Genomic DNA, 15,036 nt, shown 5'->3' with positions numbered 1-15,036 from the left:
CGATCGCCCGTGCAGCAGTCGGCCCAGCACCCCGATCAGGGGGTGGTGTTGGCACCACCCCTGACACCGGCACATGCGGGAGCGGCTGTCCGAGCGCTCCACAGCCCGGGTGCCCACGTGGTGATGCGTCCGCGCCGGACACGCTCTCGCTCCTCACCGCGGCATGGAAACACAGCCCGAAGGCCGGTGACCAGCGACTTTCGCAATAGGCCGCGCCGCGTCGGACGCTTATGGCGTGCGGGGCGAGTGCATGTGCTGGAGGGGTGGTGCCGGCGGCAGCGGCGTAGGCGATGCCGCCTCCGGCGTGGCACGGAACGCCTCGATCACGTAGGCGGCGAAGCGGCGGGAGGCCGTGATCCGGGCGGCACGGGGCGTGTCATGGAGGCCTCGGTGGGCCATGAGCATGAGGACCAGGTCGTCGACGACGAAGCCGGGGCGCAGCCGGCCGGCCTCCTGGGCGCGGCGGGCCAGTTCGCCGACCGCGCGCAGAGCCCGTTCCTGGTCGGCGGCGAAGTCCATGGCCTCGGGGCAGGCCGTCATGAAGGCGTCGGCGAATCCCTGGCTGTGTGCGTGCAGTTCGCAGATCCGCTCGATCAGGCTGCGCAGGCCGTGCCACGGGTCCGGGTCCGTCAGCGCGTCGCGGACGGCGGCATGGCAGGCTCGCCGCTGCTCGGCGAAGGTCTCCGCGATCAGTTCCTGCTTGGTCGGGAAGTGGCGGTACAGCGTGGCGGGACCGACGCCCGCGTGCCGGGCGACCTCGCGCATGGGCGCACGCAGTCCCTCTTCGCCGAACACCGCGCGGGCGGCGTCCAGGATGTGAGCCCGGTTCTCGCGGGCGTCGGAGCGCACGGTCCGAGGCACATGGCTGGTCATGGTCTCTCACTTTAGCCAAACGGACGAGGGCGTCCGTTACGGTCCGAAGGCGGTGCTGCCGCCACGATCCGTCCCCCCACCGACCCGAGGAGCAGAGATGAAAGCCGTTGTGATCAGGACGTTCGGAGACCCCGATGGCCTGGAGGTCGTCGATGTGCCCGTGCCCGTTCCCGCTTCGGGGCAGGTGCGGATCGCCACGGAGGCGATCGGGGTGGGCGGCGTGGACGCCGTGATCCGCCGGGGGACGCTCGCCGCCTACGGCTTCCGGGAGGGCCATCTGCTCGGCAGCGAGGTCGCGGGAAGGGTCACCGCGGCGGGAGAGGGCGTGGACCCCTCGTGGATCGGGCAGCGGGTGTGGGCGTTCACCGGGCTGTCCGGTGGGTATGCCGAGCATGCCGTCGCCGCGGTCGAGGACGTCCTCCCGCTGCCCGACGGCCTGACCGGCGCCGACGCGGTGACCCTCGGCGGCTCCGGAGTGGTCGCCCACTTCGCCCTGGACCGGGCCCGTTTCACCCCCGGCGAGACGGTGCTCGTGCGGGGTGCGGCGGGCAGCATCGGGATCACGGCGGTCCAGCTCGCAGCCAGGGACCGCGCGAGCGTGGTGGCGGTCACCACCTCGTCGGAGGAGCGTGGCGCCCGCCTGCGGGACCTGGGCGCGACCCATGTCCTGGACCGTTCCGGCGAGGGCGGGCCGGACGCACCGGCGGGCTTCGACGTGGTGATCGATGTCGTGGGAGGTCCCCAGCTTCCCCTGTTCCTGGACAAGCTGCACTCCAACGGGCGGTATGTGGCCGTCGGTGTGGTCGGTGGGCAGCCACCGGCGGACTTCGGCACGCGGCTGCTGGACGCCTTCCGCAGGTCGTTGTCGTTCGCCACGTTCAGCTCCGACACCGTGCCCGGCCCCGACCGGCAGGCCGTACGGTGGTCCCAGTTCGCCGACGCCGCGCGGGGGGACCTGCGCACGGTGGTGCACGACGTCCTGCCGCTGGACCAAGCGGGGCTGGCCCACCGCGAGATGGACGCGGGGGAGGTGTTCGGCAGGGTCGTGCTGGTGCCCTGAGCCGGGCAGGCACCACCGGCCCGCCGACGCCGCGGGACCACCCGTCGGAGGGGCCGGGGGATGCGCCGTGACGGTCAGGGTGCTGCTCGCCGACGATCAGGCCCTGCTGCGCGGTGCCTTCCGGATGCTTCTCGACAGCGCCGACGACATCACCGTGGTCGGCGAGGCCGGCGACGGCAGGGAGGCGGTCGGACTCACCCGGGAGCTGCGCCCGGACGACATGCGCAACGCCGTGACCCTGGCGGCGAAGTCCCTGAAGGTCTCACCCACCGAACTGGATGCCGGCGGCGCCGACGCCACGTACCTGAACGTGTACGACCTCGCGGGCAGGACCACGCAGACCAAGCGGATCACCGGCTGGCTGCTGAACACGCTGTCGGACATCCAGCTCGCCTCGGACCGTGTCTTCTACCGCGTCACCGGCGGATTCCTCTTCCCGATGACGACCATCGGGCCGGCGCCCGTCCTCGATCTGTCACGGATGCAGAACCTCAAGTTCCTACCGTCACTCGGCGACGGGCAGCGCATCGCCTGGCTGGACACCTCGGCCGTGGCCACGGACGTGGTGACCCGGCCCGATTTCGCGGGGACCTGCGAGGAGTAACCGCCCGGCGCTCCGACCCGTCACCGCTCCCCCGGAGGGGAACCGGCCCGCTCAGTCCTCCGCCACCGGGTGGAGGCCCTGGGCGGACCGCCGCGGGACCACGGTGGGCACGGGCCACGTGCGGTCCGGTGTGTGTCTTACGGAACGCCACCACGGCTCGTCGGGAACCCGGGCGGTCTCGGTGTTCCCTGCGGATTTCCCGCGTCTGCGACGATGGGCTGTATGGACGTGCTCAGCAGGAACCGGGTACGGGTGTCCGGCCGACCGGGCGGGCCGGTGGTGATGCTGGCCCACGGCTTCGGGTGCGACCAGAACCTCTGGCGCTTGGTGGTGCCGGCACTGGAGCGCGAGTTCACGGTGGTGCTCTTCGATCACGTGGGAGCCGGCCGCTCCGACCTCTCGGCGTGGAGCCGGGAGCGGTACTCCGGCCTCGACGGTTATGTGGAGGACGTGCTGGAGATCTGCGGGGAGCTGGATCTGGGGCCGGTGACGTTCGTCGGACACTCGGTCAGCGCGATGATGGGCGTACTGGCCGCGGCCCGGCACCCGGAGCGTTTCGCGGGCCTGGTGCTGCTCGCTCCCTCGCCCTGCTTCATCGACGATCCGGCGGCCGGCTACCGCGGCGGGTTCAGTGCCGAGGACATCGAGGAACTCCTGGAGTCCCTGGACGCGAATTACCTCGGCTGGTCGGGCGCGATGGCCCCGGTCATCATGGGCAATCCCGAGCGGCCGGAACTGGGCGAGGAGCTGACCAGCAGTTTCTGCGCCACCGACCCGGACATCGCCCGCGTGTTCGCACGCGTGACATTCCTGTCCGACAACCGCGGCGACCTGGCGCAGGTCGCCGTGCCCACCCTGGTCGCCCAGTGCTCCAGTGACGCCATCGCCCCTCCGGAGGTCGGCGCCTTCGTCCATGACCGGATCAAGGGCAGCCGGCTGGTCACTCTGCAGGCCACCGGACACTGCCCCCAGCTCAGCGCCCCCGAGGAGACCGCTGAGGCGATCATCGAATTCGCCGGGAGCCTACGGTGATGTGCGAGTCCGACGGTGGCCGGGGCAGCGACCCGGACGACGGAGAGCGCTCCGACGACATCCGCATGTTCCCCTCGATGCTCGAGGACAGCCCGGACGACCTGTACGACAACGCCCCGTGCGGGTACGTGTCCACCCTGCTGGACGGACACATAGCCAAGATCAATGCCACTCTGCTGGGCTGGCTGGGCTACGAGCGCGGCGACCTGGTCGGCCGCAGAACGTTCTCCGACCTCCTCACCGTCGGAGGGCGGCTCTACCACGAGACGCACTTCGCGCCGCTGCTGCGCATGAAGGGGGAGATCAGCGGTATCGCCCTGGAGATGCAGGCGGTCGACGGCACCCGCCTGCCCGTCCTGGTCACCTCGATCGTCAAGAGGGGCAGCGACGGGCAGCCCCTGCTGATCCGCAGCACCGTCTTCGACGCCCGCGACCGCCGCGCCTACGAGCAGGAGCTGTTGCGCGCCCGCCAGGAGTCCGAGCGTGAACGGGCACGCCTCCGGCAGCTTGCCACCACCCTCCAGACAACGCTGCTGCCGCCCACCCTGGCGAACGTACCGGGCCTGGACGTGGCCGCGCATTACCACATCGCCTCGATCGACGAGGTCGGCGGCGACTTCTACGACCTGTTCTCCCTTGCCGCCGGCACGTGGGGACTGTTCCTGGGCGACGTGTGCGGCAAGGGCGCCGCGGCGGCGGCCGTCACCTCGCTGGCCCGTTACACCCTGCGTGCCGCCGCCGTGTACGACCCCGATCCCGCGGCCGTCCTGAGCAATCTCAACACCGTGCTCCTTCACGAGTACCACGGCGCGGAACCCCGGTTCTGCACCGTCGTCTTCGGGCTGCTCACTCCCGACGGCGAGCAGGGCGGCTTCCGTATCACCCTGGCCAGCGGCGGCCACCCGCCCGCCCTGCTGATGCGCGCCGACGGAAGTGCCGACTACCTGCCCACCCCCGGCGGACAGCTCATCGGCGTCCTGCCCGACGCCGACATCGCCACCACCACCCTCCGCCTCGACGCGGGCGACACCCTGCTCCTGCACACCGACGGTCTCACCGAGGCGCACACCGCCGTCCGCGGCGACCGCTACGGCGACGAAGCCCTCCTCGCATTCGGCCGGGCCCTCGCCCCCGCCACCGCCCGGCAGACCGTCTCGGCCGTCCGGGACCTTCTCGACACTCTCGGTAGCGGGGTGGACGACGACGCCGCCGTCCTGGCAGTCCATGTCCCCCGCCCCGATCGGGACGAGCAGCCGGAAAGGGGATGACCGGCCGAGACAACGCGGTTCATCGACGCTCCGCTGGGCACCGGGGCTGTGAGCGCACAAGAGAGGTGACCGGGGTGGCGAACGACAGTGGAGCGGGGGCAGGCACCGGAGGTCCCGCCGAGAGTACGGTCGAGTCGGAACTGCTGGAGGGACTGTCCGTGGACGATCAGCGTCCGGAACGGCCGGTCCTGCTGAACGCCGACGGCAGCCCGCTCGAGACATGGCGGGAGAACCATCCCTACGACCACAAGATGCGCAGGCGCGAATACGAGCAGACCAAGCGTGTTCTCCAGATCGAGCTGCTGAAGATGCAGCGCTGGGTGAAGGAGACCGGCCGGCGCGTCGTCGTCGTGTGCGAGGGCCGGGACGCGGCCGGCAAGGGCGGCACCATCCAGCGCTTCACCGAACGCCTCAACCCCCGCGGCGCCCGGGTGGTCGCCCTGGAGAAGCCCACCGAGCGCGAGGCCGGGCAGTGGTACTTCCAGCGGTACATCTCCCATCTGCCGGCCCGGGGAGAGATCGTCTTCTTCGACCGTTCCTGGTACAACCGGGCCGGCGTCGAACGCGTCATGAACTTCTGCACGGAGGCCGAGTACCGGCACTTCCTCGGACAGGCCCCGATGTTCGAACAGCTGCTGACCGACGACGGCATCCTGCTGGTCAAGTTCTGGTTCTCCGTCTCCCGCGCGGAACAGCGCACACGGTTCGCCATACGGCAGGTCGACCCGGTGCGCCGCTGGAAGCTCTCACCGACCGACCTGGCCTCCCTCGACCGCTGGGACGACTACACGACCGCCAAGGTCGACATGTTCCGTGCCACGGACACCGCGCACGCGCCGTGGACGGTGGTGAAGAACAACGACAAGCGCCGCGGCCGACTCGAGGCCATGCGGAGCCTGCTCTACCGCTGCGACTACCCGGCCAAGGACGTGGACGCCGTCGGCAAGCCCGATCCGCTGATCGTCGGCGCCGCGGACACCCTGCTGGAGCCCGGCGAGGAGCAGACGGCCCTGTCCCCGACCCCGCTGACCGGTCACGGCGACGGCCCGGGCCTGCATCCCCCGCAGCGCTGAAACGGGGCCGGCGTGGCGAGGGCACCGCCCGGACATCTGTTTGACGAGCGGGTCGAGGGTATCCGCATGAGAGAGGCTGCCCGCCGGGCAGAGTCCCGGCGGGCCGGGACCGCGGCGGGTCGGCGAGGCGGACCCACACCGAGCTGGGGGAAGGGACTGGTCGCGGTGACCGTAGTGGCGCGGCAAGGCGGCGGCGGAGGCTCCAGCGGCCTCTACGACGTCCTGGAACTGATCCTCGACCGAGGGCTGGTGATCGACGCGTTCGTCCGCGTCTCCCTCGTCGGCATCGAGATATTGAAGATCGACGTGCGCATCGTGGTGGCCAGCGTAGACACCTATCTGCGCTTCGCCGAGGCCTGCAACCGCCTCGACCTGGAGGCCGGACCGCGCAAGCCGGCCGGGCTGACCGAGCTTCCGGGACGCATGAAGGAGTCGGGGGCCCGCGGTGCGACCAAGGGACTCCTGTCGGGAGCCGCGGAGACGATCTCCGACGCCTTCCAGCAGGCCCGGGGCGAGAGGCAGCCCGGAGGGCGCCAAAGGTGACGGAAGTACCGTGGCCGCACGGAAGCACGGTGCCGGTACTCGGACGTTCGCGGGGCGGTGCCGAACCGGTGACCCGTTGGGACGACGGCTGTACGGGACGATGCTGTACCGGGAGACTGCCGACCGGGGTCCCTCGCGCTGACGACGGTGCAGGGCCATGCCCGCCTGGCTTCGATCAGAGGTCGAGGGCCCAGTTCTGGCCGACGAGGTCGTGTCCGAAGCTGTGCCGGGGCTCCTCGTCCACGAGGACGAACCCGAAGTGTTCGTAGATCCTTCGGGCGGACACCAGATTGTCGGTGGTCCACAGGGTCACGCTCCGGTAGCCGGCCTCGCGGGCGAAGGTGAGGGACTGCTCGACGAGCCGGGTGCCGAGACCCAGGCCCCGGGCGGCCGGAGTGACGAGCAGGACGCGCAGCTTGGCCACGCCCGGCTGGTCGGCGGCGACCAGGAACACGCAACCGGCGCGTTCACCGTCGATCTCGGCGATCCAGGCCGCCTCCTTGTCAGGGGAGTGCTTGGCCGCGTAGTCGCCGACGATCTCGGCCACCAGTGCCTCGAAATCGGTGGTGAAGCCGAACTGACGGGCGTACAGCTCGCCGTGGGCCATCACCACCCAGCCCAGGTCACCGGGCCGGTCGGCATGGCGGACCACGATCTGCCGCTGCTTGGCTGCCTCCGGCATGCGCACTCTCCGCAAGGTCATCTCGCTGTACGTTACTGACACGACCGTGTCAGTGCCCTTAGGTTAGATCCGTGCTTCCGAAGACCGCAACCCCGTCCGCACGCCGGACCCAACTGCTCGAAGCCGCCTACGCCTACGCGCTCACCCACGGCTTGGCGGATCTGTCGTTGCGCCCGCTGGCAGAGGCCATCGGCTCCAGCACCCGGGTGCTGATGTTCCTGTTCGGGAACAAGGAGGGACTCGTGCGGGCCCTGCTGGAGCGGGCCCGCACCGATGAGCTGGCCCTCCTGGCAGACCTCCGTCGGACCAGCAGGCCGGCCGGCCTGGCATCGGCGGCAGAGCGGGTGTGGACATGGCTCGCCGCCGACGAAAACCAGCCGCTGCTGCGCCTGTGGGCCGAGGCCTACGCCCGTTCCCTCGTCGAGCCCGACGGCCCCTGGGCCGGGTTCGCCAGGTCCACCGTGGACGACTGGCTCGGCGTCCTGGCCGCCTGCCAGCCACAGCCGGAACGAGACGGTGAGGACGGCGTCATTCGCCGCACCATGACGCTGGCGGTCCTGCGCGGAGCGCTGCTCGACCTTCTCGCCACCAGGGACGAGGAGAGGGTCACCGCCGCCGTTCACCGGCACCTGGCCCTGCTGCGCGGCGAGGACCGGGGCAAGGGGTGATGCCAGACCGGCGAGGTGGCCAGGGCCGACGAGCGGCGGGGCGCGGTGGCCCCACCGGGGCGGTCTGCCCGGGCCGGACTGCTCCCTCTACTCCCAGGGGTAGATGTCCCCGCTGCGCATGCCGCTCTCCTGCTCGCACCGCGACTCCAGCGAGCGCGACTCCTCCCGAAGACGGGCACGCTGCTGCGGATCACTGGCCCGCTCCGCGGCCTCAGCCAGGTCCTTGGCCTTCTCCCGCATGTGCCGTAGCCGCTCGCGCGTTTCTTCTGAGCTCATGGTCGATCACCTCGAGAGTGGGGAACCCCAGGGCGAGCGGTGGACCGGCGCGGGGTGCCGCTCGCCCTGTCTCCAGGGTGCGCCGGTGACGTCGTACCCGCACCCGGGTGCGGAGCCTCACCTCCGCCCGCCGCAGAGAGCGGGCAGGTCCCTCGCCCGCGACGAGCTTTCCGGCGCGGTCGGTCACACCTCGGGGAGCGGTGAGGTCGCGTGCGCCGGCGGGGAGTCCGCGGCGTCGGACTGTGCCGCTGCGCCGTGCTTGCGCTGATGTGTCAGCAGACCGAGGAACCCGGCGAGGAAGCCGCTGATCAGCCCGGACACGGCGTGGTTGGCGGCGTTCGCCCCGGCGCCGGAAGGAACGCCGACAACCAGGTAGTTGGCCAAGGCGCTCATCACCGCGCCGATGACACCCCCGATCACGCCGCTGGCGACGGACGCGCGCAGCGCGGACGGCCGCGTGGCAGCGGGGGCACGACGGGCCGTCGGCGGGTTCTCGATGCCGAGGCAGCGGTCGAGCGCGAGCGGCCCCGGCCCGGCCAGCAGCACGACGAGAAACGCAGCCACCATCATCAGCGGGAACTCCGCACCAGCCCCGCTCGCCGCACCCTCCTGGGGTGTCACGAAGCCGGTGTCCGCGTTGACCAGTGCGATCGCCGCGCACAGATGGACGGCCAGGAGCAGCGCCGTGAGCCGCGACAGCAGTCCGCCGACGAGCAGCAGGCCGCCGAGGGTCTCCCCGACCGCCACCGCCCACCCCATCGGCGTCGGCGCGGGGACACTCATACTGCCCAGGAAGGCGCCGAACCCGGCCGGCCCGTCGACGAGCTTGTCGATGCCGTGGACCGCCATGACGGCCCCGGCGGCGACGCGTACGACACTCGGTGCGGCGGACGGGAAACGGTGGGCCGGGGCGACGCTGATGACGCGCCGCAGCGTGTCCGACCGGGAATCGGGCATGGAGGAGTCCTCTCGCACAGGTGAAGGACGCACCGGTAGGTGGCTTACGCGCCACTGTGCGGTGGACTCGGGCCCGGCGGAATCCCCTGGCTCATGGAAAGTGCTGATGCCGCCGATCCATGACGTGGATGCCGGTGGCCCGCGAACGTTGTGCCGTCACCACACGATGGCTTCTCGGACTTCGGGCAGTGAAGTGATGCCGTCGGAAGCGAGGAAGTGACCGCCTCCGGGGACTATGCGTGCGGGGACTCCGAGGAGGTCGGCGAGGCGGTCGGTGTGACCGGGCGGTACGTACGGGTCAGCGTCCGACCGGATGATCGTGAGCCGGTCGATGTGGTCGCTGAGTCCTGCCACGTCACAGCCGTGTCCGATGTAGGCGTTCAGCTCCGGCAGCGCGGGCAGTCGATCGACGAAGCCGGCGACCAGCACGAGCGTGCCGAGGCGCCAGGGGCTCGGCAGGGAGCGCAGATGGCGCAGCACGGTCAGGCAGCCCAGGCTGTGCGCGACGACGATCGAGTGCGCGTCGAGCGTGCCCAGTTCGGTGCGTACGGCGTCCGTCCACTGCTCGGGATCCGGGTCCTGCGGGTTCGGAAGGGCCGGGATCGTGGTCGGGATGCCGTCCGCTCGCAGTTGCCCGGCCAGCCAGCCGAACCAGTGGTCCTCGGGGGTCGCGCCGTAGCCGTGGATGATCGAGGCACGCTGCCGGGTTGTTCCAGGTGTCATGCCGCAGGACGGTACGGCTTCACGTCAGCGTGAAGGTCAAGACGATGAGGAGGAACCGACGGTGCTGATCAGCGAACTCGCCGCGCGGACCGGCGTGAGCGCGCGAGCGCTGCGTCACTACGAGGACCGAGGACTCCTGGTCCCGGCCCGCAACAGCAGCGGGTACCGGGACTACTCGGCATCCGACGTCACCCGCGTGGCGCAGATCAGGGCGATGATCTCCGCCGGCCTGGGAACCTCGACCATCCAGCGGTACTCCGACTGCGTTCGTACCGGCGATCACGGCATGGCACTGGAGATGTGCCCGGATCTGCGGGCTGAACTGGACTCCCTGGCCAGACGCCTTGACGCCAGACAAGCGGAACTCCGCGAGACCCAGCGGCGTCTGAGCGAGCTCGTGTCGACCGGTGGCGGCGCGCTGACAACGCCCTGACCGGACCTGCCCAGGCGACGGGCACGCTTGTCGAGGAACTACGCGGACCGGGTGGGTCGACCGGTCCGGCCGGATCGCCTCGGCTCAACCGACCTGCACCTCGGTGTTCTGGCAGGCGTGCAGCAGCCACCTTCCGTCATCCTGCTTGGTCATGACGTAGAGCGGAGCGCCTTCCGTGTCGCCCTCTGCCGAGTGGTAGATCTGCCGGACCTTGACGGCCGCCACATCGGGCCGCAGGAACTGCGTGTGCACTGCCTCGTAGGTGACCTCACCGTCCCAGCTCGCGGTGGGCAGCACGGCGCGCGTGAACTCGGCGATGGCATCGAAGCCGATGAGGACCTTGCCGTGGGCGGTCGTCCAGACGGCATCGGGATGGAACAGCGCAGGAATCCCTCCGCGTCCTTGGCGCGCTGCGTGCGCTCGACGGTGGCCACGACCTGCTTGATGGAGTTGACGTCTGCGGTTTCGGCGTTCATGCGGATCACTCTGATGCCTCAAGTCGACTTGAGGTCAAGATCGTCGCCCAGGGACCGGCCGGACAGGCCCGAGGTGCCGAGCGTGAACCGCGAAAGACGGACCACTCCGTGTGCCCCCGACCCGACCGGCTCCGCGCACGCGGTCCGCGGCTTCCTTGCCGAGGTCCCGTAAGGGTTCGCGACAGGCCCGCGTGTCCGGTCAGCCGTGAAGCGGCCAAGCCCTAGCGTGGAGCGCCAACGATCCAGGCCGACCGTCGGCCTTCAAGCCCCATGGAGGAACCTTGACGACCACCGACCTCGCCGACCTCACCGGGGACTACGTCTTCGATCCCGCCCACAGCCGGATCGGCTTCGTGGCCCGCCATGCCATGGTGACCAAGGTCCGCGGTGCGTTTCACCAGTTCGAGGGCACCGCCCGCCTGGACGGCGCCGAGCCGGCCCGCTCCACTGCCCAGGTCGTGATCAAGACCGAAAGCATCGACACCGGCGTCGAACAGCGTGACCAGCACCTGCGGACCAACGACTTCCTCGACGCCCCCACTTACCCCGACATCACCTTCCGGAGCACCTCGGTCGAGCCGCTCTCCGACACCGAGTTCCGTGTCACCGGCGACCTCACCATCAAGGACACCACCCGTCCGGTCGGCATCGACGTCGAGTACACGGGCAGCGCCGTCGACCCCTTCGGCAACCAGCGGGTCGGTCTGGAGGGATCGGTGACCATCTCCCGCAAGGACTTCGGTGTGACCTGGAACGCGCCCCTGGAAGGCGGCGGCGTGCTGGTCGGGGACAAGATCGTCCTGGAGCTGGACATCTCCGCGATCAAGCAGAGCTGACAGCGGCCGGCCGGCACGGCCCTTCGCGGCAGGGGCGGGAGCGGAAGGCCGGACCGTGAGGGTCAGTCTCCAGTGGCTGTCTGTTCGTGTCGTCGCGCGAACCGCGCACGAGCGGCGTCGTGCGCGCCGCGCAGAAGCCGCAGAACGGTGTCCGTCGTCCGCTCCCCGGGTGTGACGACGGAGATCCAGCCGAGCTCGCCGTACACCGGGTGGGGCATCACCGTGTCGGCGGCCGCGTGGTCGCGGGAGCGGCTGAGGCTGCGTGGCGCCTCACCTGTGAGCTGCTGGAACGTCGCACGGTCGACGTGGATGTTGACACGCCAGCGGCCCGGAGGGTCAAGGTCGGAAGCGGTGTCGCCGGGGTAGTCCTTGGTGATGATCGTCCCGTACGGCTGGACGTGGTGAGGTACCTGGCCGTCGGGGGAGTAGTAGAAGAACGCGTCTCCCCACGCGATCTCGGGGAGGTCGCCTCCCTGCTCCGGGGCAAGGACGAGCGCGCCGTCGAAGGCTCGCACGGTCGCGATGATCTGTTCCATACTCATGGTTCAAGCATGTCCTTCAAGTGCTTATGTGGGGTTGACCGGTGCGCGAGACCACGAACGGTTCGCAGCGAGTGCCGCTCCGGACGGTCGAGGTCGCCAGAGAGTCGGGTTACTCGGTGCAACAGGTTCGCGACCTGGAGCGGCTGGGAGTCATTCCCCCGGCCGCACGATCGAAGAACGGCTACCGCTCCTATACGCCTCTTCACGTGCAGGCTCTTCGCGCCTACCGGGGACTTGCCTGTGCTGTCGGGCCGGTCGCGGCCCGGCAGATGCTCGCGGAGCTGCGAACAGAGACCATGGCGACGGCAGCCTCGGCGATCAACGCGGTCCACGTCCGTCTCGCACGGGAACGGGACGAGGCCCTGCGCGCGCAACAAGCGCTGCGTGCGATCCAAAGCGAAGCGGAGGCCGGCGAGTTCGAGCGCGAGGGTGATGTCATGACGATCACGGAGCTCGCCGGCGCACTCGGTGTGCGTCCCTCGGCCCTGCGGTTCTGGGAGCAGGAAGGACTGGTGGTTCCCGAGCGGGTGACCTCCCTGCGAGCACGTCGCTATGGGCTCTCGGCGATCAGGGCGGCCCGGATCGTTGCGGCCCTGCGCGGCAGCGGCTACGGCATCCCCGCGGTGCGCGACGTCATGGGGTCCCTGCACCGGCTCGACGGCGTGGAAGCGACCCAGTGCATCCTGCGGCAGCGTCTTGACCAGATCGCTGCGAGGACCGTGGCGCTACTGCGAGCGGGCACTGATCTGGCGGCCGTCGTCATGTCCGCCGAGGACGCGTCGACCTCGTAGTTCACGGCAACTTCCCAGCGGTCGGCAGTACTTGACCCGGGCAGCGCAGGCATGCATCGGCCGGGACGGGCAATCAGACAGGAACCGAAGGAGCAAAAGAAGCCAACCGCGACAGTTTGGGAGATAACGATGTCGTCCTACAGCCGAACGAGCGCGCACAAGACGAGCCGGACGAGCGGGCTGGCCATCGCGGGTCTGGTCTGCGGCATCGTCGGCCTGTTCTTCCTGCCGATCATCCTCGGCCCGCTGGCCATCATCTTCGGTGCCGTGGCGCTGCGTCAGACCGGCTCCGCGATGGCGAAGTGGGACATCGGCCTCGGTGTGGTCGACATCGTCCTCATGATCGTGATGTTCGCCGTCGCGGCCAACAACGGCGGCAGCTTCACCTGGAACATCGGCTGACCACCCACATCCACCCCTCACACCTGGCCGGGGTCCGCGCGGAATGCCGGCGTGGCCGTGAGCGTTGTGGGGGGTGTGGTTGTGAAGGGGACTGTGACCCCGGGCCTCATCTCATACCTGCGGGGACGATCGTTCGGCTGAAGCCCCGCAGTGCTTTCCGCCGCGGAGGCGACCGCCCTTCACAACCACCCGGTGAACCGAGCCGTGTGGGATGCCCTGCGGGTCGCCACGGGCCCCTGATCGGCTCGCTCGGTGGTCAGGCGGTCAGCGCGGTGAGTTCCGCGTCGGCACGCTCGGTGACCAGGGCGAGGACGCGGCCGGCGGCCGCGAGGTCGTCGGCGGGGATCCCACCCCAGATACGTGCGGTGAAGGGGGCGGTCTCCGCGCCGACGGCGGCGAGCAGCTCGCGCCCCGCGTCCGAGGGGCGCAGGTGCGCACCGTCCGCGACGAGAAGCCGCTCGGCCAGCAGTTCGTCGAGCGTGGCGCGGACGGCGACCGGATCGGCCTTGAGGGTGGCTCGGACCTGGGTGATGAGATCGTCCGCCGTCTGCGGGGCGGCGGCGGTGACGGCGGCGCGCAGCGCGATCTGCTGCTGGAACGTGACGCCGTGCCGGGCCAGGACGTGCTCCAGGACGCCGCGGGCGGCGTAGTGGGCCAGGCCGAGGGCGCGTGAGTCGGCGACGGGTGCGGTGGTGGTCATGGTGTGGTCCCCTCAGTGCTTTCGTCGTTCGGTACGGAAGGTGCGAGAGGTGCGTCGAGCAGGGCCCTCAGTTCGTCCGTGAACGCGCGCGTCCGTGCGGACTCGAGGCCGTCGAGCGGCTCCAGCAACTGCTGCAGCAGGTCGTGGACCACCGCGATGGCCTGCCGCGTGACGGTCCGGCCCTGCTCGGTGAGAGCGAGCTGCACAGCGCGCGGGTCGCGGGGATCGCGGGTGCGCTCGATCAGGCCGGCCGACTCCAGGGCGCGCGCCAGCTTGGAGACGTACAGCGCCTCCAGGCCGGTGTGGTCGGCGAGCCGGCGCTGACTGGGCCGCTCACCGGTGCGCTGCATGCCGTACAGCGATGCCACCAGTGAGTACTGCGCGTGGGTGAGGCCGAGCGGAGCCACGGCACGATCGACCGCGACGCGCCACTTGTTGGCGAGCCGCCATACCAGGAAGCCGGGCGTGTGGCCGGGTGAACCCTTGCTCATGCAGATAGAGTACATGGCGACTATGTCTATGGCTACTATTCGCCGGATCAAAGAAGATCACCCCGATGAGGCGGCCCGCGGTGGGTATAGGGAAGGCCTGCGGATCCGACCCGCCTTCCCCTGCAAGGAAAGAGAAGATGACCGACGACGCCTACCTCGTCCTGTTGGACGGCCCGGACCTGACGCTCGGAACGCCTCCCGCGGCCCTCGGGGAGCTGGCCTGCATGCAGACTCCCGCCGTACGCGCCTGGCTCGACGCGCAGGGTGTCACCGCCTCGTCCCCCGCGCTGCGTCTGCTGCCGCCGGAGGAGACGCAGTCCATCCCGGAGGGCGCCGAGCGGCTGCCCGTCCCCCTCGGCGAGGAGGAACTGAGCCGTCTGCGTCACCGTGCCGCGCCGGAGAACGCCGCACGCCTGGAGGAGGAGCTGCTGGCCTACCGTTCCTGCGCGGACGGCCGCGAAGCACTGCTCACCCGCGCGCTGGCGGCCGGTGTGCCGGCGCACCGCATCGCGGAACTGACCGGGGAGGACCTGACCGCCGTCAAGGCGCTCGCCCGCTGACGCCGCCAGGGCCTCGCCGCCACTCAGGCCGGGATGCCGCACCCCC

At 70.4% G+C, this 15,036-nt stretch carries 20 protein-coding genes and 1 pseudogene; 12 read left to right on the top strand and 9 right to left on the bottom strand.

Annotated features, from left to right (window positions below; translation table 11 throughout):
- Positions 1-228: 228 nt before the first annotated feature.
- Complete coding sequence (locus ACIRG6_RS07780) at positions 229-873, bottom strand: TetR/AcrR family transcriptional regulator (RefSeq protein ID WP_364821571.1); 645 nt, start codon at positions 871-873, stop codon at positions 229-231.
- A gap of 97 nt (positions 874-970) precedes the next feature.
- On the opposite strand from ACIRG6_RS07780, the gene ACIRG6_RS07775 reads away from it, so the two are divergent.
- From ACIRG6_RS07775 to ACIRG6_RS07750, 6 genes are all read left to right on the top strand, one after another.
- Entirely contained in the window at positions 971-1,933 is a 963-nt protein-coding gene (locus ACIRG6_RS07775; RefSeq protein WP_364821569.1) for a zinc-binding dehydrogenase, read from the top strand.
- A gap of 67 nt (positions 1,934-2,000) precedes the next feature.
- Positions 2,001-2,537, top strand: a complete 537-nt coding sequence (locus ACIRG6_RS07770; RefSeq protein WP_364821566.1) for a response regulator — start codon at positions 2,001-2,003, stop codon at positions 2,535-2,537.
- 222 nt (positions 2,538-2,759) lie between these two features.
- Entirely contained in the window at positions 2,760-3,569 is an 810-nt protein-coding gene (locus ACIRG6_RS07765) for an alpha/beta fold hydrolase (RefSeq protein WP_364678102.1), read from the top strand.
- On the top strand, positions 3,569-4,837 hold the full coding sequence (locus tag ACIRG6_RS07760; RefSeq protein ID WP_403321486.1) for a SpoIIE family protein phosphatase: 1,269 nt from the start codon (positions 3,569-3,571) through the stop codon (positions 4,835-4,837). Before ACIRG6_RS07765 ends, ACIRG6_RS07760 begins: the two co-directional genes overlap by 1 nt.
- Positions 4,834-5,910 (top strand): polyphosphate kinase 2, encoded by a 1,077-nt coding sequence (gene ppk2 / locus ACIRG6_RS07755; protein WP_381687855.1) that lies wholly within the window; start codon positions 4,834-4,836, stop codon positions 5,908-5,910. Before ACIRG6_RS07760 ends, ppk2 begins: the two co-directional genes overlap by 4 nt.
- 165 nt (positions 5,911-6,075) lie before the next feature.
- Complete coding sequence (locus tag ACIRG6_RS07750; RefSeq protein ID WP_364678099.1) at positions 6,076-6,453, top strand: gas vesicle structural protein GvpA; 378 nt, start codon at positions 6,076-6,078, stop codon at positions 6,451-6,453.
- 175 nt (positions 6,454-6,628) lie between these two features.
- On the opposite strand, the gene ACIRG6_RS07745 is transcribed toward ACIRG6_RS07750, so the two are convergent.
- Positions 6,629-7,135, bottom strand: coding sequence for a GNAT family N-acetyltransferase (locus ACIRG6_RS07745; protein ID WP_365021717.1), 507 nt, complete (start codon positions 7,133-7,135; stop codon positions 6,629-6,631).
- 71 nt (positions 7,136-7,206) lie between these two features.
- On the opposite strand from ACIRG6_RS07745, the gene ACIRG6_RS07740 reads away from it, so the two are divergent.
- Positions 7,207-7,803: a TetR/AcrR family transcriptional regulator gene (locus ACIRG6_RS07740; protein WP_365021715.1), complete on the top strand. Its 597-nt coding sequence runs from the start codon at positions 7,207-7,209 to the stop codon at positions 7,801-7,803.
- An 87-nt stretch (positions 7,804-7,890) separates the two neighbouring features.
- Here the strand turns inward: ACIRG6_RS07740 and ACIRG6_RS07735 are convergent, their stop codons facing one another.
- From ACIRG6_RS07735 to ACIRG6_RS07725, 3 genes are all read right to left on the bottom strand, one after another.
- Positions 7,891-8,079: a DUF6381 family protein gene (locus tag ACIRG6_RS07735; protein WP_364678094.1), complete on the bottom strand. Its 189-nt coding sequence runs from the start codon at positions 8,077-8,079 to the stop codon at positions 7,891-7,893.
- 183 nt (positions 8,080-8,262) lie between these two features.
- Positions 8,263-9,036, bottom strand: coding sequence for a DoxX family protein (locus ACIRG6_RS07730; RefSeq protein ID WP_403321483.1), 774 nt, complete (start codon positions 9,034-9,036; stop codon positions 8,263-8,265).
- Between the two features lie 156 nt (positions 9,037-9,192).
- The gene (locus ACIRG6_RS07725; protein WP_403321479.1) at positions 9,193-9,759 is read right to left on the bottom strand and encodes an RBBP9/YdeN family alpha/beta hydrolase; all 567 of its coding nucleotides are present in this window, start codon (positions 9,757-9,759) and stop codon (positions 9,193-9,195) included.
- Between the two features lie 61 nt (positions 9,760-9,820).
- Between ACIRG6_RS07725 and ACIRG6_RS07720 the strand changes: the two genes are divergently transcribed.
- Entirely contained in the window at positions 9,821-10,192 is a 372-nt protein-coding gene (locus ACIRG6_RS07720) for a MerR family transcriptional regulator (RefSeq protein WP_403321477.1), read from the top strand.
- Between the two features lie 84 nt (positions 10,193-10,276).
- Here the strand turns inward: ACIRG6_RS07720 and ACIRG6_RS07715 are convergent.
- Positions 10,277-10,668, bottom strand: a pseudogene (locus ACIRG6_RS07715) (SgcJ/EcaC family oxidoreductase).
- 281 nt (positions 10,669-10,949) lie between these two features.
- Here ACIRG6_RS07715 and ACIRG6_RS07710 point away from each other — a divergent pair.
- On the top strand, positions 10,950-11,504 hold the full coding sequence (locus tag ACIRG6_RS07710; RefSeq protein WP_364678087.1) for a YceI family protein: 555 nt from the start codon (positions 10,950-10,952) through the stop codon (positions 11,502-11,504).
- A gap of 62 nt (positions 11,505-11,566) precedes the next feature.
- On the opposite strand, the gene ACIRG6_RS07705 is transcribed toward ACIRG6_RS07710, so the two are convergent.
- Positions 11,567-12,040: a DUF6194 family protein gene (locus ACIRG6_RS07705; RefSeq protein ID WP_364678340.1), complete on the bottom strand. Its 474-nt coding sequence runs from the start codon at positions 12,038-12,040 to the stop codon at positions 11,567-11,569.
- Between the two features lie 47 nt (positions 12,041-12,087).
- On the opposite strand from ACIRG6_RS07705, the gene ACIRG6_RS07700 reads away from it, so the two are divergent.
- Both ACIRG6_RS07700 and ACIRG6_RS07695 read left to right on the top strand, forming a co-directional pair.
- The gene (locus ACIRG6_RS07700; protein WP_403321476.1) at positions 12,088-12,837 is read left to right on the top strand and encodes a MerR family transcriptional regulator; all 750 of its coding nucleotides are present in this window, start codon (positions 12,088-12,090) and stop codon (positions 12,835-12,837) included.
- A 129-nt stretch (positions 12,838-12,966) separates the two neighbouring features.
- The gene (locus tag ACIRG6_RS07695) at positions 12,967-13,239 is read left to right on the top strand and encodes a DUF4190 domain-containing protein (protein ID WP_189229516.1); all 273 of its coding nucleotides are present in this window, start codon (positions 12,967-12,969) and stop codon (positions 13,237-13,239) included.
- Positions 13,240-13,495: 256 nt separating this feature from the next.
- On the opposite strand, the gene ACIRG6_RS07690 is transcribed toward ACIRG6_RS07695, so the two are convergent.
- Both ACIRG6_RS07690 and ACIRG6_RS07685 read right to left on the bottom strand, forming a co-directional pair.
- Positions 13,496-13,939, bottom strand: a complete 444-nt coding sequence (locus ACIRG6_RS07690) for a MarR family transcriptional regulator (RefSeq protein ID WP_403321474.1) — start codon at positions 13,937-13,939, stop codon at positions 13,496-13,498.
- Positions 13,936-14,430, bottom strand: a complete 495-nt coding sequence (locus ACIRG6_RS07685; protein WP_239766641.1) for a MarR family winged helix-turn-helix transcriptional regulator — start codon at positions 14,428-14,430, stop codon at positions 13,936-13,938. Before ACIRG6_RS07685 ends, ACIRG6_RS07690 begins: the two co-directional genes overlap by 4 nt.
- Positions 14,431-14,567: 137 nt before the next feature.
- On the opposite strand from ACIRG6_RS07685, the gene ACIRG6_RS07680 reads away from it, so the two are divergent.
- A complete protein-coding gene (locus ACIRG6_RS07680) occupies positions 14,568-14,990 on the top strand; it encodes a DUF6003 family protein (protein ID WP_364678081.1) in 423 nt (140 codons plus the stop codon).
- The last annotated feature ends 46 nt before the right edge of the window (positions 14,991-15,036 follow it).

It is taken from the genome of Streptomyces flaveolus (genome assembly GCF_044765825.1).
In the GTDB taxonomy this organism is placed as follows: Bacteria; Actinomycetota; Actinomycetes; order Streptomycetales; family Streptomycetaceae; genus Streptomyces; species Streptomyces flaveolus.
The sequence above is the reverse complement of the archived record's forward strand: the minus strand, read 5'-3'. Positions and strand labels throughout refer to the sequence as shown.

Excerpts from the sequence above, each read along its gene's own strand:
- ACIRG6_RS07780 (WP_364821571.1), bottom strand. The coding sequence starts at position 873 with ATGACCAGCCATGTGCCTCGGACCGTGCGCTCCGACGCCCGCGAGAAC.
- ACIRG6_RS07775 (WP_364821569.1), top strand. The coding sequence starts at position 971 with ATGAAAGCCGTTGTGATCAGGACGTTCGGAGACCCCGATGGCCTGGAG.
- ACIRG6_RS07765 (WP_364678102.1), top strand. The coding sequence starts at position 2,760 with ATGGACGTGCTCAGCAGGAACCGGGTACGGGTGTCCGGCCGACCGGGC.
- ACIRG6_RS07760 (WP_403321486.1), top strand. The coding sequence starts at position 3,569 with ATGTGCGAGTCCGACGGTGGCCGGGGCAGCGACCCGGACGACGGAGAG.
- ppk2 (WP_381687855.1), top strand. The coding sequence starts at position 4,834 with ATGACCGGCCGAGACAACGCGGTTCATCGACGCTCCGCTGGGCACCGG.
- ACIRG6_RS07745 (WP_365021717.1), bottom strand. The coding sequence starts at position 7,135 with ATGCCGGAGGCAGCCAAGCAGCGGCAGATCGTGGTCCGCCATGCCGAC.
- ACIRG6_RS07735 (WP_364678094.1), bottom strand. The coding sequence starts at position 8,079 with ATGAGCTCAGAAGAAACGCGCGAGCGGCTACGGCACATGCGGGAGAAG.
- ACIRG6_RS07730 (WP_403321483.1), bottom strand. The coding sequence starts at position 9,036 with ATGCCCGATTCCCGGTCGGACACGCTGCGGCGCGTCATCAGCGTCGCC.
- ACIRG6_RS07725 (WP_403321479.1), bottom strand. The coding sequence starts at position 9,759 with ATGACACCTGGAACAACCCGGCAGCGTGCCTCGATCATCCACGGCTAC.
- ACIRG6_RS07705 (WP_364678340.1), bottom strand. The coding sequence starts at position 12,040 with ATGGAACAGATCATCGCGACCGTGCGAGCCTTCGACGGCGCGCTCGTC.
- ACIRG6_RS07695 (WP_189229516.1), top strand. The coding sequence starts at position 12,967 with ATGTCGTCCTACAGCCGAACGAGCGCGCACAAGACGAGCCGGACGAGC.
- ACIRG6_RS07690 (WP_403321474.1), bottom strand. The coding sequence starts at position 13,939 with ATGACCACCACCGCACCCGTCGCCGACTCACGCGCCCTCGGCCTGGCC.
- ACIRG6_RS07685 (WP_239766641.1), bottom strand. The coding sequence starts at position 14,430 with ATGAGCAAGGGTTCACCCGGCCACACGCCCGGCTTCCTGGTATGGCGG.
- ACIRG6_RS07680 (WP_364678081.1), top strand. The coding sequence starts at position 14,568 with ATGACCGACGACGCCTACCTCGTCCTGTTGGACGGCCCGGACCTGACG.